Raw genomic sequence first — 23,245 nt, 5'->3', positions numbered from 1 at the left:
TCAGACATGGTCAAGTTAGAACGTACCGATCACCTGATGCTGGCGAGACAGCTGCCAACGCAAACTGTGGCCCTCATTCTTGCAGGCGGACGCGGCACGCGCCTGAGAGATTTGACCGCGACGCGCGCGAAACCTGCGGTGCATTTTGGCGGCAAATTTCGCATTATCGATTTTGCCCTGTCGAACTGCATCAACTCCGGCATCCGGCGCATTGGGGTGATTACGCAGTATCAGTCCCACTCGCTGGTGCAGCATATTCAACGCGGCTGGTCTTTCTTCAATGAAGAGATGAACGAGTTTGTTGACCTGCTGCCGGCTCAGCAGCGTTTTAGCACCGAGCACTGGTATCGCGGCACCGCCGATGCGGTAACCCAAAACCTGGATATTATTCGCCGCTACGATGCGCAATATATCGTGATCCTGGCGGGCGACCATATCTACAAAATGGATTACTCGCGCATGCTGCTTGACCATGTCGATAACAATGCGCGTTGCACTATCGCCTGCCTGCCGGTGCCGCTGCATGAGGCCACCGCGTTCGGCGTTATGGCGGTAAACGAGCAAAATCGCGTAGTGGATTTCGTGGAAAAACCGGCGCAGCCGCCCTCTATGCCTGGCGATGACAGCAAAGCGCTGGCCAGCATGGGTATCTACGTTTTTAACGCCGACTACCTTTACCAGCTACTGGAAGAAGACCTGGAGATCCCAGGCTCCAGCCACGATTTCGGTAAAGACCTGCTGCCGAAAATTGTCGCCAGCGGCGAAGCGCTGGCGCACTCCTTTACTCTCTCTTGCGTGCAAAACGATGATGAGGCGGTGCCCTACTGGCGTGATGTGGGAACGCTGGAAGCCTACTGGCGCGCCAATCTCGATCTTGCTTCCGTAACGCCGGAGCTGGATATGTATGACCATGAATGGCCGATTCATACTTATATGGAACCTCTGCCACCGGCTAAGTTTGTTCAGGATCGCTCCGGCAGTCATGGCATGACCATGAACTCGCTGGTCTCTGGCGGCTGCATTATCTCTGGTTCGGTAGTGGTTCATTCCGTGCTGTTCTCACGCGTACGCGTGAACTCATTTTGCAATATTGATTCTGCAGTGCTGCTGCCTGACGTGGTGATTGGACGCTCATGTCGTCTGCGCCGCTGCGTCATCGATCGCGCCTGCGTTATTCCAGAAGGCATGGTAATCGGCGAAAACCCTGATGAAGACAGCCGCCGTTTTTACCGTTCCGAAGAGGGCATCGTGCTGGTAACGCGCGAAATGCTGGCCAGGCTGGCCGACACTTCCGCCTGACCGGCAAAACAGTAACACACGCAATCTGCGCGAGGATCGCGCCAGATTTCCGTTAAAGGAGCCGAGAATGCAGGTTTTACATGTCTGTTCAGAACTTTTCCCGCTGCTGAAAACCGGCGGGTTAGCTGATGTGGTGGGGGCATTACCGGCAGCACAGATTGCAGATGGAACGGACACGCGCGTTTTACTCCCGGCGTTTCCGGATCTGCGTAAGGGAATTACCGACACGGAAGTCGTCGCTGAGCTGCAAACTTTCGCAGGCCCGGTCAGGCTGCACTTTGGACATTTTAATGGGGTTGGCATTTATCTGATTGAAGCTGAGGGCCTGTACGATCGGCCTGGCAGCCCTTATCACGATGAAAACCAGTTCGATTATCCGGACAACTATCTGCGCTTTGCATTGCTCGGCTGGATGGGGTGTGAAATGGCCTGCGGGCTGGATACCAACTGGCGTCCGGATATTGTGCACGCCCATGACTGGCACGCCGGTTTAACCTGTGCCTATCTGGCGGCGCGCGGACGTCCGGCGAAGTCGGTATTTACCGTGCATAACCTGGCGTATCAGGGGCTGTTCTACGCGCATCATATGGATGAAATCCAGCTGCCGTGGTCGTTTTTCGATATGCATGGGCTGGAATTTTTCGGCCAGATCTCTTACCTCAAGGCCGGGCTCTTCTTTGCCGATCATATTACGGCGGTCAGTCCGACCTATGCGCGCGAGATCACCCTGCCGGAATATGGCAACGGCATGGAGGCGCTGCTGGCACAGCGGATGCGGGAGGGGCGGCTGAGCGGCATTCTGAACGGGGTCGATCCGCTAATCTGGGACCCCACGCATGACCTGCTGCTTAACGCGCGTTACAACCGCGATACGCTGGATGCCAAGGCGGAGAACAAGCGTCAGCTACAGATTGCAATGGGGCTGAAAGTTGACGACAGCGTGCCGGTATTTGCGGTGGTAAGTCGTCTGACCAAGCAGAAAGGGCTGGATCTGGTGCTGGAGGCGTTGCCAAGTCTGCTGGAGCAGGGCGGACAGCTGGTGCTGCTGGGGGCAGGCGATGCGGTATTGCAGCAGGGCTTCCTGGCGGCGGCGGCGGAAAACCCCGGCAGCGTTGGAGTACAGATTGGCTACCACGAAGCGTTCTCCCACCGCATTATGGGCGGAGCGGATGTGATTATGGTGCCGAGTCGCTTTGAACCTTGCGGACTGACGCAGCTTTATGGCCTGAAGTACGGCACGCTGCCGCTGGTAAGACGCACCGGCGGGCTGGCGGACACGGTTAATGACAGTTCTCTGGAAAACCTGGCGGACGGCATCGCCAGCGGTTTTACCTTTGAGGACAGCAATGCCTGGTCGCTACTGCGTGCTATCCGGCGTTCGTTTGTGCTGTGGTCTCGTCCTTCTCTTTGGCGCTACGTGCAGCGTCAGGCAATGGCGATGGATTTTAGCTGGCAGGTGGCTGCACAGGCCTACCGGGATCTTTATCAACGGTTGTTGTAACCTGATTTAGGATATTTGCTATGAACGCACCTTTTACCTATGCATCACCTACGCTAACGGTCGAAGCGTTAAAGCACTCTATTGCCTATAAGCTCATGTTTACGCTGGGTAAAGATCCCTCTTCCGCCAACAAGCATGAATGGCTGAACGCCTCGCTGCTGGCGGTGCGCGATCGCATGGTAGAGCGCTGGCTGCGCTCCAGCCGTGCTCAGCTGTCGCAGGATGTGCGTCAGGTTTATTACCTGTCGATGGAATTCCTGATGGGCCGCACCCTCTCTAATGCACTGCTGGCGATGGGGATCTATGACGATCTCAACAGCGCGCTGGAAGAGATGGGGCTGGATCTGGCGGAGCTGATTGAGGAAGAGAACGATCCGGGGCTGGGTAATGGCGGTTTAGGGCGTCTGGCAGCCTGTTTCCTTGATTCGCTGGCCACCTTAGGCTTGCCCGGACACGGCTATGGCATCCGTTACGATTACGGCATGTTTAAACAGAACATTGTGGATGGACGCCAGGCGGAGTCGCCGGACTACTGGCTGGAATACGGCAACCCGTGGGAGTTTCAGCGCTATAACACCCGTTATAAAGTGCGTTTCGGCGGACGGTTACAGCATGAGGGCGCGAAAGTGCGCTGGCTGGAGACCGAAGAAGTGCTGGCGATGGCCTATGACCAGATTATTCCCGGCTTTGATACCGATGCGACCAACACGCTACGGCTGTGGAGCGCGCAGGCCAGTAATGAAATCAACCTGGGGAAATTTAACCAGGGCGATTACTTTGCTGCGGTAGAAGATAAAAACCATTCGGAAAACGTATCGCGCGTGCTCTATCCGGATGACTCAACCTACTCTGGCCGCGAGCTGCGACTGCGTCAGGAGTATTTCCTCGTTTCGGCAACGGTACAGGATATTCTGAACCGTCACTGGGAAATGCATCAGACCTTCGGTAATCTCTCCGATAAAATTGCCATTCACCTGAACGATACCCACCCGGTGCTGGCGATCCCGGAGCTGATGCGCTTGCTGATCGATGAGCATAAGTTCAGCTGGGACGATGCGTTTGAAGTGGTGTGCCAGGTCTTCTCCTATACCAACCATACATTGATGAGTGAGGCGCTGGAAACCTGGTCGGTGGATATGATCGGCAAGATCCTGCCGCGCCATCTGCAAATCATTTTTGAAATCAACGACTACTTCCTGCGAACCATTCAGGATCACTATCCGAACGAGTGGGAGCTGCTGTCACGTATTTCGATTATTGATGAAAACAACGGACGCCAGGTACGTATGGCCTGGCTGGCGGTGGTGGTCAGCCACAAAGTGAATGGCGTATCGGAGCTGCACTCGAATCTGATGGTACAGTCGCTGTTTGCCGATTTTGCCCGCCTGTTCCCGGGGCGTTTCTGTAATAAAACCAACGGTATTACCCCGCGTCGCTGGCTGGCGCTGGCTAACCCGGCGCTCTCCGAAGTGCTGGATGAAAGCATTGGACGTCACTGGCGCACCGATCTTAGCCAGCTGGCGGAGATCAAACCGCAAATCGATTTCCCTGCTTTTATAGAAAAAATTGCCGATGCCAAGTTGGAGAATAAAAAGCGTCTGGCGGCCTGGGTGGCGAAAAACATGGATATCGTGCTGGATCCTAATGCGCTATTTGATGTGCAGATCAAGCGTATCCACGAATACAAGCGCCAGTTGATGAACGTGCTGCACGTGATCACCCGCTATAACCGCATCAAGGCCGATCCCAATGCCAACTGGGTGCCGCGCGTTAATATTTTCGCCGGTAAGGCGGCCTCTGCCTACTATATGGCGAAGCATATTATTCATCTGATTAACGACGTAGCGCAGGTGATCAATAACGATCCGCAGGTGAAAAACAAGCTGAAGGTGGTGTTTATTCCCAATTACAGCGTGAGCCTGGCGCAGATCATTATTCCGGCCGCCGATCTCTCTGAACAGATCTCGCTGGCTGGCACCGAAGCATCCGGCACCAGTAACATGAAGTTTGCCGTCAACGGCGCGTTAACCATCGGTACGCTGGATGGCGCGAATGTTGAAATGCGTGAGCACGTGGGCAAAGAGAACATCTTTATCTTTGGTAATACCGCCGATCAGGTGGAAAAGCTGCGGCGGGAAGGATACAACTCGCGTCAGTATTATGAAAAGGATGAAGAGCTGCGTCAGGCGTTGACACAGATTGCTACCGGCGTGTTCAGCCCGCAAGAGCCAGGACGCTATCACAATATCTACGATTCGTTGATTGGTCTGGGCGATCACTATCAGCTGCTGGCTGACTATCGCAGCTACGTGGATACGCAGGACAAAGTAGATGAACTGTATCGCCAGCCGGAAGAGTGGCAGCGACGTGCGGCGCTGAATATCGCTAATATGGGCTACTTTTCTTCAGATCGTACCATTCAGGAATACGCTGACGAGATTTGGCATATTTCACCTATCAGGCTTTGATTTCCGCATCGGCAATAAAAATCCCCTGCCAGCACTATGCTGGCAGGGGATTATTTTTATGCTCTTTAAAGCGCGGGTTTATGACGCCAGCGAGAGTGTCGGCTTTTTGCCATGCGCGTCCAGCCACTGCGCCACGCGCGCCTGCTGCGCCTCATTCAGCCACATGCCAAGTTTGGTGCGACGCCAGATCGCGTCATCCAGTTCGCGCACCCACTCGTTTTCCATCAGGTAACGCAGCTCAGCCTCATAGAAACCGTGGCCGAAATCTTCACCCAGATCGCTCAGGGAAGTGGCGTTCTGTAGGATCCGCTCGCTGTTGCTGCCGTAGGTGCGGGCATAATGGCGCGCCATGCCTTCGCTAATAAAGGAATAACGACGACGCAGGCTGGCGGCGTAATCCTCACGCGTACCGGCAATATCACCGCCCGGCAGCACTGCCGTTTTGGTCCAGGCCGGGCCAATATTGGCGTAATACTTCGCCAGCTTCTCCATGGCATGCTCAGCCAGCTTGCGGTAAGTGGTCAGCTTGCCGCCGAACACCGACAGCAGCGGCGCTTTACCCGCATCGTCACGCACATCCAGCGTGTAGTCACGGGTAATTGCCTGCGGTGAGTCAGATTCGTCATCACACAGCGGACGCACGCCGGAATAGGTCCAGACAATATCGCTACGATCCAGCTGCTTTTTAAAGTGCGCGTTATACACTTTCAGCAGATAGGCAATTTCGTTATCGTCAATTTTTACCTGTTTCGGATCGCCTTTGTATTCCACATCGGTGGTGCCAATGATGGAAAACTCATCCATCCACGGAATCACGAAAACGATACGATGGTCTTCGTTCTGCAGAATATAAGCCTGTTTTTCCGTGTGAACGCGCGGCACTACAATATGGCTGCCTTTAATCAGGCGAATGCCGTAAGGGGATTTCAGCTTCAGGCCGTCGTCAAACAGCTGTTTAACCCACGGGCCGGCGGCATTGACCAGGCCTTTGGCGCGCCAGGTAAAGGTTTTACCGCTATCGACATCTTCCGCTTCTACCATCCACATATCGTTTTCGCGCCATGCGCGGGTAACGCGTGTGCGAGTACGAACTTCGCCGCCGCGTTTTACCACTTCCTGAGCGTTCAGCACTACCAGACGCGCATCGTCGACCCAGCAGTCAGAATATTCGAAACCGCGCGTGATTTCCGGCTTCATGACGGAGTCTGCGCCGAAACGCAGCCCTTTACTGCCTGGAAGGCTGGTGCGTTTGCCTAAGTGGTCATACATAAACAGGCCGGTGCGGATCATCCATGCCGGACGTAAATGCGGGCGGTGCGGCAGGCGGAAACGCATGGGAAAGGCAATGTGCGGAGCCATTTTCAGCAGTACTTCACGCTCGGCCAGCGCTTCGCTGACCAGACGGAATTCATAATGTTCCAGGTAGCGCAGGCCGCCATGAATCAGTTTTGAGCTGGCGGAGGAGGTCGCGCATGCCAGATCCTGCGCCTCCAGCATCAGCACTGACAGTCCGCGTCCTGCGGCGTCGGCCGCAATACCGGCACCGTTGATGCCGCCGCCGATAACGATCAGATCTTTGGTTTCCACGTCATCTCCCCCGATGTTCGGAATAGTTCGTCTATGTTCGTTTTCGAGCATAATAATAATCGCAAACCAACATTGATGCCAGCTTTAACCCAATAAAAACATCTTAGCGTGATTCAGTTAACATAATTTGCCGCGCCAGGCGGCGTTAACCTTTCTGTTAGTTGGGTTATAGTTAATCCGCTTCGCGTTACAATAGAGATCTTCATGGCTGAAAGGCGGCACACGTATCACGTGCGGCCCCGCAATCGGCTTACCGCACTTTGTTGATTTGGAACCCGGTATGGAACAATTTGAATGCATCAGCGTCGATACGGCGCAACAACGTCTGGCTGAAGGCGACGCGCTGCTGGTCGATATTCGCGATCCGCAAAGTTTTGCGGCGGGTCATGCCAAAGGGGCTTTCCACCTGACAAACGGCACGCTGAATACCTTTATGCAGCAGGCCGATTTCGATAAGCCGGTGCTGGTCATGTGTTATCACGGCAACAGCAGCAAGGGCGCGGCGCAATATTTAATCCAGCAGGGATTCGAACAGGTTTACAGCATTGACGGCGGCTTTGACGCCTGGCGTGCGGCCTTCCCGCAGCTGGTTGAGACGCAAATGGAATAAGCGTTGTCTTACGATCACACCTCAGGAAATGGGCAATGATACAACTGACTCAGTTCAATAATCCACGTATGGCGCAGGCGTTTGTTGACTATATGGCCACGCGCGGCGTTACGCTGCATATCAAAAAGGAAGATCAGCTTATCCTGCTGCTGGAGGATGAGACGAAACAGCAAATGGTCGAAAACGAACTTGAACAGTTTGTTCGCGATCCTTTTCATCCGCGCTATCAGGCAGCCAGCTGGCAGAGCGGCACCACGGATAGCGGATTACACTATCAGCGCGACAGCCTGCTGACTAATCTGCGCCAGCGTGCCGGGCCGCTCACTATGCTGCTGGCCATCGCCTGTATCGCCGTGTATATCCTGATGCAAATTGTCGGCGATGGCATCATGCTGGCCTGGCTGGCCTGGCGGCTGGATGTCTCACCCTTTTTTCAGCCCTGGCGTTGGTTTAGCCATATCCTGCTGCACTTCTCGCTGCTGCACCTGGTATTTAATCTGCTCTGGTGGTGGTATATCGGCGGCGCGGTAGAAAAGCGGCTGGGCAGCGGCAAACTGTTTGTGATTACCCTGATTTCCGCTCTGTTAAGCGGCTGGATGCAGGCCAAATTTAGCGGCCCCTGGTTTGGCGGGCTATCCGGCGTGGTCTATGCGCTGATGGGTTATGCATGGCTGCGAGGCGAGCGCGATCCCGAAAGTGGGATTTTCCTGGAGCGCGGTTTGATGGCTTTCGCTATTCTGTGGCTGGTCATTGGTTATTTTGGCGCATTTGGCCTGCCGATTGCTAACGCCGCACACGCCGCTGGCCTGGCGGTAGGGCTGGCGATGGCATTTGTTGATACGCGCCGGGTGAAGAAGGGCTGATGGCAGAAGCATCAGGCTGGCACGGGTCGCCGACAAAAAATAATGTAGCTGTGGCCTGATGCCGCGCGATTAACAGGAGATTTATGTGAAGCAGACGCAACGTCATGACGCTATTATCGATATGGTTCGGCGTCAGGGATATGTGAGTACTGAAGAGCTGGTTGAGCATTTTGACGTCAGTCCGCAAACTATTCGCCGCGATCTAAATGATCTGGCCGATCAAAACAAAATCCAGCGCCATCACGGCGGCGCGGCGCTGCCTTCCAGTTCGGAAAATACCGCCTGGCAAGATCGTAAAATGATGTGGTCGGTGGAAAAGGCGCGCATCGCTCAGCGTGTGGCCAGTCAAATCCCCGACGGCGCGACGCTGTTTATTGATATCGGCACCACGCCAGAAGCGGTAGCGCATGCATTGATGAACCATAACGATCTGCGCATCGTGACCAATAATCTGAATGTCGCCACGCTGTTGATGACGAAGCCCGATTTTCGCTTGATTATCGCCGGTGGCGAGGTGCGTACGCGTGACGGCGGCATTATGGGCGAAGCAACGCTCGATTTTATCTCACAGTTCCGGCTGGATTACGGCATTCTTGGCATTAGCGGCATCGATATGGATGGCTCGCTGCTGGAGTTCGACTATCACGAAGTTCGCACCAAACGGGCGATTATCGAAAACTCACGCTGTGCGATGCTGGTTGCCGACCACTCTAAATTTGGCCGCAACGCCATGGTGAACTTAGGCAATATGAGCCTGGTGGACTATCTGTTTACCAATGAAATGCCGCCCGCCAGCGTGATGAAAGTGATTGAACAGCACGAAGTCCATCTGGAGCTGTGCTGAGTAACTTTTCTCACCGCGCCTGTTAACCGCTACGCCACGCTCATGCCCATCAGGTGCAGTAAATGCTGTGCCTGCTGCACGGCTTCCTGCCGATGCATAACGCCCAGCTTCTGATAGAGATTGCGGATATGGGTTTTGATAGTGGTTTGCGCCACTTCCAGTTCCCCGGCAATTTGATCGTTGCTGTAACCGGAGTAAATCAGACCCAACACCTGCCATTCCCGCTGCGTAAGCGGGCTGGTACGGATCAGTTCCGGCACCTGCGGGTGTGTTAACAGGCGGCTGACAAAGCCCTCGTCGAAATGGGCGAATTTGTGGCGATGATGCTGATTGATGTCGCGCAAAATGCGCTGCGCACGGTGTTGTTCCAGCTCTGGTAGCGTATGCAATTGCAACAGTTGACGCAGTTGCTGCGCCATGGTTTCGCCTTCAATCACAAAGTGGCTGATAAAGCCGGTGCGGTTTGCCAGCGTCAGCGCTTCAATCAGCGTCTGCTGGGCTTCGCTTTTACGTCCGGTTTGCCAGTAAAGCGCATTAAGCAGCAGCAGATTACGATTCAGATCGCTGGTCAGGCGTAGCCGCCGCGCGCTTTCATTCAGTTCATCCAGCACCACTTCGGCTTCTTCATAATGGCCCAGCAGAATTTGCACGCGTGCGATATTCCGCCACTGGCCCTGCAAAAAGTGGTTATCGGCAGTAGGTGGTTTTGGCGTCAGCCGCAGCCAGTTAGCCGCGGCGACCTTATCGTTAGTGAGTTGCCAGTAAATCACGCGCGGTTTGTCGGCGTTGGTTACCCAGTCGCTGTGATACTGACCGTTGCCAAGCAGATTCTCACAGCGAATCAAGTGACGACGTGCATTGTCCAGATCGCCACGCGCCAGCGCGCATTTCGCCAGCATCGCCAGACACTGTAACTGCTGCTGCGGCTGGAAGTTTGCCAGCACTTCCAGCCCTTTACGGGCGGTGGCTTCTGCCTCATCAAGGCGCGCCCAGGACCAGAGCAACTGCGAGCGAATACGCAGCAGGAACTCATGCATCGGCAACTGTTCCAGCCCTTCTTCGTTAATCAGCGCAAAGGCCTTTTCCTGAATATCGTAAGCGGTCTGTAAAAAGCCCTGCGCCAACAAGATCTCGCTCTGTTGCAGCAGCGCCCAGAGCGCGTAATGACAGCTGTTATAGTGGCGCGCCATCTCATCAGTCTGCTGCATGGTGGCCAGCGCGGCCTCCAGCTGCCCCTGACAGTGCAGAACCTCTCCTTTTACCGAGGTGGCGACAATACGGCTGTAGTAGTTTGCCAGCGGCAGGTTCGCCAGCGCCTGATTAGCCAGCCGCTCCGCTTCTTCGGGCTTCCCGGCGTTAATCGCCACCTGCGCGCGTAGCGCATCAAATTCAGCGCTCAGAACTGCATCGATAGCGATCTGTTGCCGCGTCATCTCTTCTTCAGCACGTGCCAGCAAAAGATTTACTTCGCCGTAGCGATGCTGGCTTTGCGCCAGCCAGGCCTGCAACAGAATCAAGCGGGGATTATCAACCAGCAGCTGCCACGGCAGCGCTTTAAGCCCTTCTTCCAGCAGTGCCAGTTCGCTATGGTTAAACAGGGACCAGGCATGATGCAGCAAAATGTCGCGCAGCAGATGAGTATCTTCCGCCGCCAGCGCATGATGAATTGCTTCTCCGGCGTAGCCGAGCGCCATCCAGCCCTCTGCCGCCGCCCGATGCAGCTTATGCAGTTCGCTGCTCAGCTCCCACTGACAGCGCTGGCGTAAAAAGGTGGCAAACAGCGGGTGAAAATTAAACCATTTTCCACTGTCGTCCATGCGCTGAAGAAATAAGCCCTGACGCTCTGTCTCTTCCAGCCGCAGCTGTGCATTTTCTTCGCCGGTCAGGTGAGCAATCAGCATATCGTTCATAGAACGCAGCACGGAACTGCGTAACAAAAAGTTACGCGTCGCCGCGTCTACGCAGTCCAGCACCTCATCCACCAGATAGTCGGAAAGATGGCTGGCGTTAATGCCTGACAGACGCTGCGCGGAGTGATGAGTTGGGGTATTGGATTGACGCTCCGTCAGGGCAATCAACTGTAGCGCGGTTGCCCAGCCGGCAACTTCATCGCACAACCGCTGCGAATCATCTGCGCCGATAGGGCGCTGCAGGCGGCAATCAAAAAACTGTTTCGCCTCCTGTGGCGTAAAGGCCAGCGACTGACTGTTAATTTCCAGCAGTTGCTCGCGTACGCGCAGGTTAGCGATGCCCAGCGAGGGCAAATTACGCGAAAGGATAATCAGCGTCAGGTTTTCCGGCTGATGACGAATAAAAAAGCGCATCGCCTGATGAATGGCATCGTTGGTCAGCAGATGGTAGTCGTCAATCACCAGGTAAAGCGGCCGATGCCATTCGGAAAGCTCCACGAACAGCTGGGAAAAGAGCGCGCTAAGGCTGGCATACTGACGTTTTTGCGCCAGCGCTTCGCTACGCACGCAGTGCCCGTCAGTGGCCTGCTGTACTGCCGCCATAAAATAGTTAGCAAAACGCTCAGGGTAGTTATCGCTCTCATCCAGCGAATACCATCCCAGATCGCTTTTATCCGCCGCCCACTGCGCCACCAGCGTGGTTTTGCCATAGCCGGCAGGGCTACTAATCAGGGCTAAACGGTAGTGCGCAATGTTCGCAAGCCTGGCTATCAAACGCTCCCGAACAATGGTGTTCTGAAGCCGCAGAGGACGGCTGAGTTTCGATGGTATCAGCATGGCGACACTTCACTGTGGTGAAATAGAAGGAAACAAAGGGAATTATTTTACGCTGCGTAATTAAGTACTTTCTGTGCTGCCGCGCGTTAATGCAAGAATGGCCTCCGACCAGAGTTCATTAAGTTGCACCTCATCACATTTCCTTATTGTTTTTTGACGCTTTCTTGTAAAAAAAGCCACAAAACGCCGCTGAAAAGGCGCTTTTTTTCGCTATGACATCTTAAGTTAACCTGCCATCGGTCACACTTTTTCCTACGCCCTGCGGCTCCTCCCTGATGAATCTGGCTACAGGAGGATGCCGCCGCAGGGGGTTAACGTCAGCATGTGTATCAATTATTTGCGAAACCATTCACTTAGCGGAAGAGACACGTATGTCGCAGCAAAAATTCAGTCACACACGTTTTGAGGCGGCGTTAACACGCCAGTGGCAATATCTCGGGCTGAGCAGCGCCAGTGAGATGACCCGACATCAGTGGTGGCAAGCGGTCAGCGCAGCGCTGGCAGAACTTCTGGCGGAACAGCCGTTAGCGAAACCAGACGAACAACAGCGCCACGTTAACTATCTGTCGATGGAGTTTCTGATCGGGCGTCTGACCGGCAATAACCTGATTAACCTTGGCTGGTATGACGATGTAAAGGCACTGCTTGCGCAGCAGGGCATTGCGCTTAGCGATCTGCTGGAGGAGGAAGTGGATCCGGCGCTGGGCAACGGTGGTCTGGGCCGGCTGGCGGCCTGCTATCTTGATTCAATGGCGACGGTGGGCCAGGCAGCTCACGGTTACGGGCTTAACTATCAGTACGGCCTGTTCCGTCAGTGCTTCGATCATGGCCAACAGCGCGAAGCGCCAGATGACTGGCAGCGTGGCAGCTATCCCTGGTTTCGCCATAACGCCGCTCTGGATGTGGACGTTGGCATCGGCGGTAAAGTGGTAAAAAACAGTGACGGCTCCCTGTGCTGGGAACCGGCATTTATGCTGCGCGGCGAAGCCTGGGATCTGCCGGTTATCGGCTATCGCAACGGTTTAGCACAGCCGCTGCGTCTGTGGCAGGCATCTCATGCAGAGCCCTTTGATTTAACACTGTTTAATAACGGTAAATTTCTGCAGGCGGAGCAGCATGGGATCGATGCGGCGAAGCTGACTAAAGTGCTCTATCCCAACGACAACCATCAGGAAGGCAAGCGCCTGCGCCTGATGCAGCAATATTTTCAGTGCGCCTGCTCGGTGGCGGATATTCTGCGCCGCCATCATCAGGCGGGACGCCAGCTGGCGGAACTGCCCGATTATGAGGTCATCCAGCTTAACGATACCCACCCGACTATCGCTATTCCGGAAATGCTGCGTGTTCTGCTGGATGAGCATCAGCTGAGCTGGGATGAGGCCTGGCAGATCACCAGTAACGTCTTCGCCTATACCAACCATACGCTGATGCCGGAAGCGCTGGAACGCTGGGATGAACGTCTGGTGCGCTCGCTGCTGCCGCGTCATTTCATGATTATCAAAGAGATCAATCAGCGCTTTAAAAAGTTGGTGAACAAGCAGTGGCCTGGCGATGAGAAAATCTGGGAAAAAGTGGCGGTGCTGTACGATAAACAGGTGCGCATGGCGAACCTTTGCGTGGTCAGCGGTTTTGCGGTGAATGGTGTCGCGGCGCTGCACTCCGATCTGGTGGTAAAGGATCTCTTCCCGGAATATCACCAGCTGTGGCCGCATAAATTTCATAATGTCACCAACGGCATTACGCCGCGTCGCTGGCTGAAACAGTGCAACCCGGCGCTGGCTACGCTGATTGACGAGACGCTGGGCAACAGCGACTGGGTCACGCAGCTGGATGCGCTAAAAGCGCTGGAGCCGTATGCAGAGGATAAAGCGTTCCGCCAGCGCTATCGCCAGATTAAACAAGATAATAAACAGCGCCTGACCGATTACATCCGCCAGGTGACCGGCATTGAGGTTAATCCCGGGGCGCTGTTTGATGTGCAAATCAAACGTCTGCATGAATACAAACGTCAGCACCTTGGGCTACTGCATATCCTGCACTGCTATCGTCAGCTGCGCGACAACCCACAACGGGATAAAGTGCCACGCGTTTTCCTGTTTGGTGCCAAAGCCGCGCCCGGCTACTACCTGGCAAAAAATATTATCTATGCCATTAATAAAGTAGCGGAGGTGATCAATAACGATCCGCTGATCGGCGATCGGTTGAAGGTGGTATTTATTCCGGACTATCGCATAACCGTCGCGGAGCTGATGATCCCGGCGGCGGATCTCTCGGAACAGATATCGACGGCGGGTTATGAGGCGTCCGGCACCGGCAATATGAAGCTGGCGCTGAATGGCGCGCTGACCGTCGGCACCCTTGACGGCGCGAACGTGGAAATTGCCGAGCAGGTGGGTGAAGAGAATATCTTTATCTTCGGCAATACCGTTGATGAAGTGAAGGCGTTAAAAGCCAAAGGCTACGATCCGAAAAAGCTGCGTAAGAAAGACAAGCATCTCGACGGGTTACTGAAAGAGATGGAAAAAGGCCATTTCAGCCAGGGCGATAAACATGCTTTTGATCTGCTGCTGGAGAGCCTGACCAAAAATGGCGATCCCTGGATGGTACTGGCGGACTTTGCCGACTATATCGTGGCGCAGGAGCGCGTCGAAGCGCTATGGCGCGATCAAGAAGCCTGGACACGTAGCGCGATTCTTAATACCGCGCGTACCGGTATGTTCAGTTCCGACCGCTCCATCCGCGATTATCAACAGCGTATCTGGCAGAGCAAACGTTAAGGGCGAGCGGCGCAGGCCGTTCAGAACAGAACACGGATTCAGGAAGCGTTATGGATTTAACTCAGCTTGAGAAGGACGCCAGCGCGGCCGGGATTGCTGCCAGCTATATCAATGCCAAAGGGGAGCCGGAAGCGATCGGCGCAGAAACCCGCCAGCTGCTGCTGGAGGCGATGGGATTTCCGCGCGCGGCCAGCAACGCGCCGCTTCCGCCGGTAAAAGTATTTAGCGGACGGCAAAAACGTACAATTGCGCCTGGCGGCAGCGGTCAGTTTCACTGGCAGCTACAGACCGAGCAGGGCAAAACCTGGCAGGGCGAAGCGCAGGGCGGTGAAGCCTTTGCGCTACCGCCGCGTCTGCCGCAGGGCTATCACCAGTTGACGCTAACGCAGGGCAAAAAACAGTGGGCCTGCCGGGTGATTATTGCGCCGCAGCGCTGCTATGAACCGCAGCCGCTGCTGGAGGGCAAAAAACTTTGGGGGGCCTGCGTGCAGCTGTATACGTTGCGCTCCGCCCGCAACTGGGGCATCGGTGATTTTGGCGATTTAAGCGCAATGCTGATGCAAATAGCCGATCGCGGCGGCGATTTTATCGGCCTCAATCCCATTCACTCTCTTTATCCCGCCAGCCCGGAAAGCGCCAGTCCTTACAGTCCTTCATCGCGTCGCTGGATGAATATCATCTATATCGACGTAGAGCGTGTGCCCGATTTCCAGCAGAGCGCAGCGGCGCAACGCTGGTGGAAAAAGAAAGAGACGCAGCGTCGGGTAGAGGCGGCGCGCCAGTCAGACTGGGTGGACTATAGCGCGGTTAATCAGTTAAAAATTGAAGGTCTGCGGCTGGCATGGGCGCAGTACTCTGAGCGTGACGAGCAGGATGAAACGCGACGTCATTTTGCCGATTTTGTCAGCGCTGGCGGTGAGAGTCTTTACAGCCAGGCGGCATACGATGCGCTTCATGCAGCGATGCTGCAGCAAGACGGGCAAAGCTGGGGCTGGCCTGCCTGGCCGGAAGCGTATCGCCGGGCCAACAGCGAGGCGGTACAGCAGTTTTGCCGTGAAAATCAGGATGAGGTTCATTTCTGGCTGTGGCTGCAGTGGCTGGCTAATCGCCAGTTTGATGAGTGCTGGCAGGTTTGTCAGCAGCGCGGCATGTCGGTTGGCCTGTATCGCGATTTAGCCGTTGGCGTGGCGGAGGGCGGGGCGGAAACCTGGTGCGATCCTGAGCTTTACTGCCTGCAAGCCTCGGTTGGCGCGCCACCGGATATTCTGGGGCCGCTGGGACAGAACTGGGGGCTACCGCCAATGGATCCGCATGTTATGGCGGCGCGGGCCTATCAGCCATTTATTGAGATGCTGCGCGCCAATATGGCCAGCTGCGGCGCGTTGCGTATCGATCATGTGATGTCGCTGCTGCGCCTGTGGTGGATCCCCTATGGGATGACGGCGAATCACGGTGCCTATATCTCCTATCCGGTTGACGATCTGCTGGCGATCCTGGCGCTGGAAAGCCAGCGGAATCGCTGTATGGTGATCGGGGAGGATCTGGGTACGGTGCCGCAGGAAATTATTGGCAAGCTGCGCCGCAGCGGGATCTACTCCTGGAAGGTGCTCTATTTTGAGCAGGAGAGCGCCGATCGCTATCGCGCGCCGCAGCAGTGGCCGCGCCAGTCGATGGCCAGCGGCGCCACGCACGATTTGCCGACGCTGCGGGGGTTCTGGAGCGCAGGCGATCTGACACTGGGCGAGGAGCTGGGGCTTTATCCGGATAAGGTAGTGCTGAAAGGACTGTATGAAAACCGTGAGCGGCAAAAGCAGGCCCTGCTGGATGCGCTGCATGAGCAGGGCTGCGTACCGAAGAAGCTGGGCAAGCGTGCTGAGAAGCTGGTGATGTCGCCGGAGCTGAACCGCGGTATGCTGCGCTATATTGCTGATAGCGGCAGCGCGCTGCTGGGCCTGCAGCCGGAAGACTGGCTGGATATGGAACAGCCGGTGAACGTGCCGGGCACGGTGGATCAATATCCCAACTGGCGGCGCAAGCTGAGCCACACGCTGATTGAGATGTTTAGCGATGAACATATCAATCAGCTGATTAAGGATCTGGATCGGCGACGCAAAGCTAAAGGCAGTTAATCATCAAGCCCGGCCGGTCAGATAAAGACGGGTCGGGTCTTTTTTCGGGTAAAGCCGGGTTGCTGCACTATTATCATACCGGTAAAGCGTCATGGGTCCGGAATAAGAACCCCGTAGCCGTCAGTGGTATGTTTGTTTTTTTAATTCAATAATACGGCCATCGGCATAGCGAATATAGGCAGCGTTGCCAAAGGCGAATCGGATATTACCCTCACGGTTGCGACCAACCGTTAACAGTATCTCTTTGACGATGCAGTTTTCAGGGGGAGGCACATCATCAAAACAGAGCATATCGTTCTCATCCTCTTTCTGGTAGCCGTCGCCAAAAGCAAAAACGGTAAAGTTGGATGGCCCGCCCGCCTCTTCAGAGGGAATATGATATTTTTCCCGGATAGCGTTCTGATTTTCCAGCCACCAGTTAATCGCCGATGAGGCGGTAACAGGTAAATGATCGACCAGAATTGCGGCAGAGTATATGCCATGATGTGCATCAATAATGTTAACGCGCCGGTTATCCAGATAAAGATAAATACCCATAGCCGTAATCATGATAAAAATGAGAAAGTGAAATGATTTTTTCCTGCTCATGGGCGCTTTTCCTCGAGAGTAATTGTCGCTTCCATATTGGTTAAGAAGGGGCGGAACCCGAATTGATCAAAGCGTTGTAGAATAAACCATATCCTGAAAAACTGGAATTGCTTAAATTTAGCCTTTTGAATATCGTCAACGTCCAGGCCGAAATGATCCTGCCCGGTATACTTTACCTGCGCGCGCCAGCCTTTTTCACTGATTTCCAGACTTAATAAATCTATACGTGTAGCGTAGACGTCATGTATGGTAATGCCTAACCCATTGATTTTGTCGTGTATCATTGAATCAAATTTTGGCAGAGTCCTGTAGCTGATTTCTTCCGTTATGGCAGAAAGCGTTTCCGGAGGAATGATTTTTTTCTCATAATTGATACGCTTATTTATTACCTCCTTAATAGCGGCTAAACTACTGTTTTTTGTATTATCATTAATAATTTGATTTTTATAGGCCGCATCAAGCTGCATATCAGTAAATGGCATACCTGTACCATGCTGGAAATGCTGAAGCATCCGATTGATAAGATACTTCCAGGGGCCTACGCATGCAAAGGGCAATGAGGTAACCTGTATCTCTTCAAATAGTAGCCTGGCACACTGTTGCGCGCTGAGCGTGGCACTGTGTCTGTTGCCGCTATGTGCGCCGAAAAATCGTGACTGAGGATTATCAAAAGCCGTTAGGCGGGTCATGGTCCAGGGATCGACTATATTAGAGATATTGGTCAGCCGGAACTCTTTTTTAAGACGTGCGGCGGTTATATCGCCATACCGCATATCATCTGTCCCATACTCGTTAAATTCATGCTTTGTGGTATAAAGATTTTGCGGGAAGGTGAGTTTATTCATGTTACTGGCTCCTTGTAAGCAACGATCCCTGAATCTTCCATTTGAGTCTTTATTTAATAACGGCGATGGTAGTGGTAATAACCATAAAGTAAATGCAGGAAATTTAAAAGTGCATTTTTTCGCTTGTTGAGTCGCTTAGGTATTTCAGTGTAACGCTTTTCGTTAATTAATAATCGTAAGGACGGATTTATGCAAAGGAAAATAATTTTTGTTAATAACTCAAGCCCAATGTTAGGGAGAGCGCCGCCAATAACAAGTGCCATATTCTCATGGTTTCGTGAAAAAAGTTACATTCAAACGTTAGCTGATTACCTTAAAAGAGAAGGTTATCCCTGGGTCGTTGAGCAAGATACTTCTGAGGCTAATATTGATGAAATAAAACAATATGCAGAAATCATTATTTGTGCACCTGGCTTGCAGTGGCAATTCTTGATTAATGATTTTGATAAAATCAGAATCATTTATTTATCTACTATGGAGTATGCAACAAATAATATTGATAGAGTATGCAAGCTAATTAATTCAATAGAAGGCGCTAGTTAGCGATAGGGTGTTAATAAAATCAAGGAAATGGAAATTTAAAGCAAAAGAAATTCTGGATGACTGAACTAAATATAAAGGCGGCCTCAAAGCCGCCTTTTATCACGTTCTGTTCTCTGCCTCAGGCAGACCAGCGCAGCCATCGGCCCACGCTTAGTAGTAAGAGTGTTCGCCGCGCTGGTGTTCGGTAAGATCGCGCACGCCTTTCAGTTCAGGGAACGCAGCCAGCAGCTCTTTCTCAATCCCTTCTTTCAGCGTCACATCGACCATGGAACAGCCGTTACAGCCGCCGCCAAACTGCAGAATGGCGTAGCCTTCGTCGGTGATTTCCATCAGCGTTACGCGGCCGCCGTGTCCGGCCAGCTGCGGGTTAATCTGTGCCTGCAGCAGATATTCAACGCGCTCCAGCAGCGGTGCGTCATCAGACACTTTACGCATTTTGGCGTTTGGCGCTTTCAGCGTCAGCTGAGAGCCAAGGTTATCGGTAACGAAATCGATCTCAGCATCTTCAAGGTAGGGCGCGCTCAGCTCATCCACATAGGCGGAAAGCTTTTCAAACTTCAGTTCGGTATCGCTCGGCTCTACCGCATCCGGTGGGCAATATGACACGCCACATTCGGCCGTTGGGGTGCCCGGATTAATCACGAACACGCGGATTTGAGTGCCTTCTTCCTGATTTGAAAGCAGTTTTGCAAAATGGTCCTGGGCTGCATCGGTAATTCGGATCATGGCAGTTGCTCAATAGTTGACTAATTTAGTTGGTTATAATACGCCCATCGCCGACGCTCTACAAGGTACGGCAAAGGCACCAAATCTGGACGCTGGCGGCTCCGGCGCGCATCAGCAGACGGCTCACTTCCGCGACCGTGTTACCGGTGGTCACCACATCATCAATCAGGGCGATATGGCGATCCTGAACGGTGATTTCAAGTTGAAAAGCGCCGCGCAGGTTGCGCTTACGCGCTTGCGCCCCAAGTCGATGCTGAATAAGAGCAGCGCGGCGGCGCGTTAAAGCCTGAGGGTCATAAGTACAGCTTAGCCAGCGAGCCAGCGAACGGGCCAGCAGGTCAGCCTGATTAAAACCGCGTCGCCAGGCGCGCTGATGATGCAGCGGCACAGCCAGTATTAAATCGGGACGAGGCAGGCCGCGCTGACGTCTGGCCGCTAACCAGCTTAGCAAAATCAGCCGCGCCAGCATCACAGAGAGTGCGGTGCGGCCAGAGAATTTATAGCGGGCAATCAGAAAGCTTAAAGGCGAACAGTAATCGCTTACGGCGATCAGCTGCTGCCAGGGCGGCGGGCGCTGCAGGCAGCGACCGCAGGGCACAAGCGCATCGCCTGCAGGTAAGCCGCAGCGCGGGCAACAAAGCGGTAACGGCGGCAGCGCGCGTAAACAGTAGCTGCATAATCCCTGCACCGGCAGCGCCAGCGGTATCTGGCATAGCCAACAGCCTCCCTGCATTGGTAGCATAGCGACCTCCTTAATTAAGCAACAGTGAGACAATAACCGATGGCGCAGCTTTACTGGCATACAACCGGCACCGGCAATCGCGATCTTGTGCTGTTACACGGATGGGGACTGAACGCGGAAGTATGGCGTTGCATTGCGGAGCCGCTCAGCGCACATTTTCGGCTGCATGTGGTGGACCTGCCGGGTTTTGGCCGCAGTCAGGGATTTGGCGCGTTAACGTTGAATGGGATGATCGACGCTCTGCTGCCCCATCTGCCGGAAAAGGCACTCTATCTGGGTTGGTCGTTAGGCGGTCTGGTTGCCAGCCGGCTGGCGCTGCGTTATCCGCAACAGGTTACTGGCCTGATTACCGTCGCCTCATCGCCTCGTTTTACCGCCGATGAAGAGAGCTGGCCGGGGATAAAGCCAGAGACGCTGACCGGCTTTCAGCAACAGCTTAGCGAGGATTATCAGCGCACCGTTGAACGTTTTCTGGCGCTGCAAACGCTGGGCACACAAAGCGCCAGGCAAGATGCCCGGTCGTTAAAAGAGGTGGTGCTGTCGCAGCCGATACCCACGGTGGAGGTGTTGGCGGGTGGGCTGGAGATTTTACGGAGTACGGACTTACGCGATGAAATGGACAGGCTTCAGGTTCCGCTGCTGCGTATTTATGGCTATCTGGATGGGCTGGTACCACGTAAAGTCGCTACGCTGCTGGATCAGCGCTGGCCTGCCAGCGCCTCTCTGATTATAGAAAAAGCCGCCCATGCGCCCTTTATCTCGCATACGCAGGAATTTTGTACGGCGGTCAAAGCGTTCAGCGATTCAGTTTAAGAAACTTTATCCCTTTAGCTGGCAAAATATCACCTGGCGTTAATAATTGTAACTGAGCAAGGCCGCTGATCATGACTGTATGAGTCTGCCAGGGAGCAGGGCGCTGTATACCCCTATCTCATTGTATTCTTCGGCGGTCTGAGTTTTTCAGTTAACTTATGACGAAGGTGTACTATGAATATCATTAAAACTATTGCTGTAACTTGTCTGCTGGGTGGTCTCTCATTCTCTGCGCTGGCGGCACAGGAAGTGACGAAAGAAGATGTGCAGAAAATGAATCTGGAGAAAATCGGCACGGTGAATACCACGGCGGAAACCACCTCGCCAATGGATGCCAAACGTGAACTGTCAAAGCTGGCGGATGAGAAGGGCGGCAAATACTTTCTGGTGATCGCCGGACGCGAACACGGGCGTTTCAGCGCTACGGCAGACGTCTATAAGTAATCTTTAAGCAGGCATACCGGTTATGCCTGCTTAACCTTTCAGCCACAGATAGTGCCACGGCGGCAGCGTTACCGGCTGCGAACCATCAATCAGCGCCTGCTCAACAATATCGCGATATTTCTTCGCTTCCGGCAGCGTCGCCTCCACGCTTTTGCCGCTCAGATTAAACACGCACAGCAGACTGTTATCGCCCGTTGATGAATAGCGCCGCATCATTAACAGCGTATTTTCACTGTTGAGGATCTCCATTGGATTATCAGGATGAAACGCAGGCTGACGCGTACGCAGCTGTATCAGCGCACTGAGGCGGTTAAAAACCTGCTGTTGGAGATAATTGCCGCCGGACAACGCTTTTTCGATCGCTGAGAGCGCATATTTTTCCCGATTGATGGCGCGGTTATGACCGGCGACTTTGACGCCTTCCTGATCGTTGCGCGAGCCAAGAATGCTCTGGATATAGATGGCGGGAACGCCGGGGAAAGCCAGCAGAATCGCATGTGCCAGCATAAAACGCCGGATGCGCGTATCATCGTCATCGTTCTGCTTGTTCAAGGCATCCATGTAGGTGACATTGATCTCATACGGGCTGGTGGTGCCGTCCGGATTATTTTTATAAGAGATCAGTGCGCCTTCCAGCGCCAGGTCACGCACCAGCGAAACGATCTCAACTTCCGGCAGAATGCCACGCGCCGGGTTGAGGCCGATGCCATCATGTGAGGCGAGAAAGTTAAAAAAGGTCGTGCCGCCGCCGCCCAAATCGAGGCCCGCCGCCCACTGGCGCAGCGCGCGCGCCGAGCCGTTATGAATAGCATGTAGTACCAGCGGCGGCAGCGAGAATTGATAAACCATCTGCGCTTCATCCTGACCGTTGCCAAAGTAGCTGATATTGTCCTGATGCGGCACATTGGTTTCGGTAATGATCACGGTGCCAGGTGCGACCACGTCGGCAATGGCGCGGAACAGCTTCACCAGCAGATGGGTATTTTCCAGGTGAATACAGCGTGTGCCAGGCGTTTTCCACATATAGCCCACCGCATCCAGCCTGACGTAATCGGCCCCTTTTTTCAGGTATTCCAGCAGCACGTCAACCATACGAATCAGCACTTCCGGGCTGGCGAAGTTCAGGTCTATCTGATCGGCGCTAAAGGTGGTCCAGATATAGTGGGTATGACCATCGCTACGCTCAAAAGGGGTCAGCAGCGGTGAAGTACGCGGGCGGGTCACGCTGCTTAAATCGGTGCCGGGCGGCATACTGATAAAAAAATCGTCCCAGCCGGGATCGCAGGCCAGATAATGTTTAAACCAGGCGCTGCGTGCAGAGATATGGTTGCAAACAAAATCGAACATCAAACGCGTATGCGTATGCAGTTCAGCCACGTTGCGCCATTCGCCGCATATGGGATTGACCTGATGATAATCAATCACGGAAAAACCGTCGTCGGATGACCAGGGGAAGAAAGGCAGCAGGTGAACCAGGTTAAAAGTGGACTGCAAATGCTGCTGGTAAAAGCGTGAAAACGTGGCAAGCGTCGGCGCTTCCGGCTCGCGGAACTGATCGGCATAGGTTATCAGCACCACATCTTTTTCATCCCAGTGCGGCTTACGCGGTTTTTTTATCGCATCACGGGCGGCGCGAATGTGTGACAGCAGGCGCTCCCGCGCGGCCATTGGAAAAGTGTCCTGGTAGATCTTATCGATTAAGTTATTGATAATATCCAT

General features: G+C 54.0%; 18 protein-coding genes. 11 read left to right on the top strand and 7 right to left on the bottom strand.

Annotated features, from left to right (window positions below):
* The first annotated feature begins 6 nt into the window (after positions 1 to 6).
* The 3 genes from glgC to glgP all read left to right on the top strand — a co-directional run bounded on the left by glgC (position 7) and on the right by glgP (position 5,268).
* A complete protein-coding gene (gene glgC, locus ACQE3Y_RS07450; protein ID WP_250651497.1) occupies positions 7 to 1,299 on the top strand; it encodes a glucose-1-phosphate adenylyltransferase in 1,293 nt (430 codons plus the stop codon).
* 67 nt (positions 1,300 to 1,366) lie between these two features.
* Positions 1,367 to 2,800 (top strand): glycogen synthase GlgA, encoded by a 1,434-nt coding sequence (gene glgA, locus ACQE3Y_RS07445; RefSeq protein ID WP_426981257.1) that lies wholly within the window; start codon positions 1,367 to 1,369, stop codon positions 2,798 to 2,800.
* A 20-nt stretch (positions 2,801 to 2,820) separates the two neighbouring features.
* A complete protein-coding gene (gene glgP / locus ACQE3Y_RS07440; RefSeq protein WP_426981255.1) occupies positions 2,821 to 5,268 on the top strand; it encodes a glycogen phosphorylase in 2,448 nt (815 codons plus the stop codon).
* A gap of 78 nt (positions 5,269 to 5,346) precedes the next feature.
* On the opposite strand, the gene glpD is transcribed toward glgP, so the two are convergent.
* The gene (gene glpD, locus ACQE3Y_RS07435; protein WP_426974015.1) at positions 5,347 to 6,855 is read right to left on the bottom strand and encodes a glycerol-3-phosphate dehydrogenase; all 1,509 of its coding nucleotides are present in this window, start codon (positions 6,853 to 6,855) and stop codon (positions 5,347 to 5,349) included.
* Positions 6,856 to 7,135: 280 nt separating this feature from the next.
* Here glpD and glpE point away from each other — a divergent pair, with 280 nt between their 5' ends.
* The 3 genes from glpE (at position 7,136) to ACQE3Y_RS07420 (ending at position 9,172) form a co-directional block, all read left to right on the top strand.
* Positions 7,136 to 7,465 carry a thiosulfate sulfurtransferase GlpE gene (glpE, locus tag ACQE3Y_RS07430; RefSeq protein ID WP_426974016.1) on the top strand — a complete coding sequence of 110 codons (330 nt, stop codon included), beginning with the start codon at positions 7,136 to 7,138 and terminating at the stop codon, positions 7,463 to 7,465.
* Positions 7,466 to 7,503: 38 nt separating this feature from the next.
* Positions 7,504 to 8,328: a rhomboid family intramembrane serine protease GlpG gene (gene glpG, locus ACQE3Y_RS07425; protein ID WP_426974078.1), complete on the top strand. Its 825-nt coding sequence runs from the start codon at positions 7,504 to 7,506 to the stop codon at positions 8,326 to 8,328.
* Positions 8,329 to 8,413: 85 nt separating this feature from the next.
* Entirely contained in the window at positions 8,414 to 9,172 is a 759-nt protein-coding gene (locus tag ACQE3Y_RS07420; protein ID WP_085068617.1) for a DeoR/GlpR family transcriptional regulator, read from the top strand.
* A gap of 29 nt (positions 9,173 to 9,201) precedes the next feature.
* Here ACQE3Y_RS07420 and malT read toward each other — a convergent pair whose 3' ends face one another.
* On the bottom strand, positions 9,202 to 11,919 hold the full coding sequence (gene malT, locus ACQE3Y_RS07415) for an HTH-type transcriptional regulator MalT (protein ID WP_426974017.1): 2,718 nt from the start codon (positions 11,917 to 11,919) through the stop codon (positions 9,202 to 9,204).
* Between the two features lie 371 nt (positions 11,920 to 12,290).
* On the opposite strand from malT, the gene malP reads away from it, so the two are divergent.
* Together malP and malQ are read left to right on the top strand one after the other, a co-directional pair.
* Positions 12,291 to 14,696 carry a maltodextrin phosphorylase gene (gene malP / locus ACQE3Y_RS07410; RefSeq protein ID WP_426981253.1) on the top strand — a complete coding sequence of 802 codons (2,406 nt, stop codon included), beginning with the start codon at positions 12,291 to 12,293 and terminating at the stop codon, positions 14,694 to 14,696.
* Between the two features lie 50 nt (positions 14,697 to 14,746).
* Positions 14,747 to 16,825, top strand: coding sequence for a 4-alpha-glucanotransferase (gene malQ, locus ACQE3Y_RS07405; protein ID WP_426981251.1), 2,079 nt, complete (start codon positions 14,747 to 14,749; stop codon positions 16,823 to 16,825).
* 120 nt (positions 16,826 to 16,945) lie between these two features.
* On the opposite strand, the gene ACQE3Y_RS07400 is transcribed toward malQ, so the two are convergent.
* Positions 16,946 to 17,413, bottom strand: coding sequence for a DUF943 family protein (locus tag ACQE3Y_RS07400; protein WP_426981250.1), 468 nt, complete (start codon positions 17,411 to 17,413; stop codon positions 16,946 to 16,948).
* Positions 17,410 to 18,258, bottom strand: a complete 849-nt coding sequence (locus ACQE3Y_RS07395; protein WP_426981248.1) for a DUF3289 family protein — start codon at positions 18,256 to 18,258, stop codon at positions 17,410 to 17,412. Before ACQE3Y_RS07395 ends, ACQE3Y_RS07400 begins: the two co-directional genes overlap by 4 nt.
* A 189-nt stretch (positions 18,259 to 18,447) precedes the next feature.
* On the opposite strand from ACQE3Y_RS07395, the gene ACQE3Y_RS07390 reads away from it, so the two are divergent.
* Complete coding sequence (locus ACQE3Y_RS07390; protein ID WP_426981246.1) at positions 18,448 to 18,801, top strand: nitrogen fixation protein NifS; 354 nt, start codon at positions 18,448 to 18,450, stop codon at positions 18,799 to 18,801.
* Between the two features lie 150 nt (positions 18,802 to 18,951).
* On the opposite strand, the gene nfuA is transcribed toward ACQE3Y_RS07390, so the two are convergent.
* Both nfuA and gntX read right to left on the bottom strand, forming a co-directional pair.
* Positions 18,952 to 19,527 carry a Fe-S biogenesis protein NfuA gene (nfuA, locus tag ACQE3Y_RS07385; RefSeq protein ID WP_085068601.1) on the bottom strand — a complete coding sequence of 192 codons (576 nt, stop codon included), beginning with the start codon at positions 19,525 to 19,527 and terminating at the stop codon, positions 18,952 to 18,954.
* A 58-nt stretch (positions 19,528 to 19,585) separates the two neighbouring features.
* A complete protein-coding gene (gene gntX / locus ACQE3Y_RS07380; RefSeq protein WP_426981244.1) occupies positions 19,586 to 20,269 on the bottom strand; it encodes a DNA utilization protein GntX in 684 nt (227 codons plus the stop codon).
* A gap of 39 nt (positions 20,270 to 20,308) precedes the next feature.
* Here gntX and bioH point away from each other — a divergent pair, with 39 nt between their 5' ends.
* Positions 20,309 to 21,082, top strand: coding sequence for a pimeloyl-ACP methyl ester esterase BioH (bioH, locus tag ACQE3Y_RS07375; RefSeq protein ID WP_426981242.1), 774 nt, complete (start codon positions 20,309 to 20,311; stop codon positions 21,080 to 21,082).
* Positions 21,083 to 21,256: 174 nt separating this feature from the next.
* Positions 21,257 to 21,526, top strand: a complete 270-nt coding sequence (locus tag ACQE3Y_RS07370) for a DUF1471 domain-containing protein (protein ID WP_085068596.1) — start codon at positions 21,257 to 21,259, stop codon at positions 21,524 to 21,526.
* Between the two features lie 30 nt (positions 21,527 to 21,556).
* Here ACQE3Y_RS07370 and ACQE3Y_RS07365 read toward each other — a convergent pair whose 3' ends face one another.
* On the bottom strand, positions 21,557 to 23,245 hold the full coding sequence (locus ACQE3Y_RS07365; RefSeq protein WP_426981240.1) for an alpha-amylase family glycosyl hydrolase: 1,689 nt from the start codon (positions 23,243 to 23,245) through the stop codon (positions 21,557 to 21,559).

The sequence above is a fragment of the Pantoea sp. FN0305 genome, from assembly GCF_050113845.1.
GTDB lineage: Bacteria > Pseudomonadota > Gammaproteobacteria > Enterobacterales > Enterobacteriaceae > Mixta > Mixta alhagi.
Note: the sequence above shows the minus strand (reverse complement) of the source record. Positions and strands in the feature narration are given on the sequence as shown.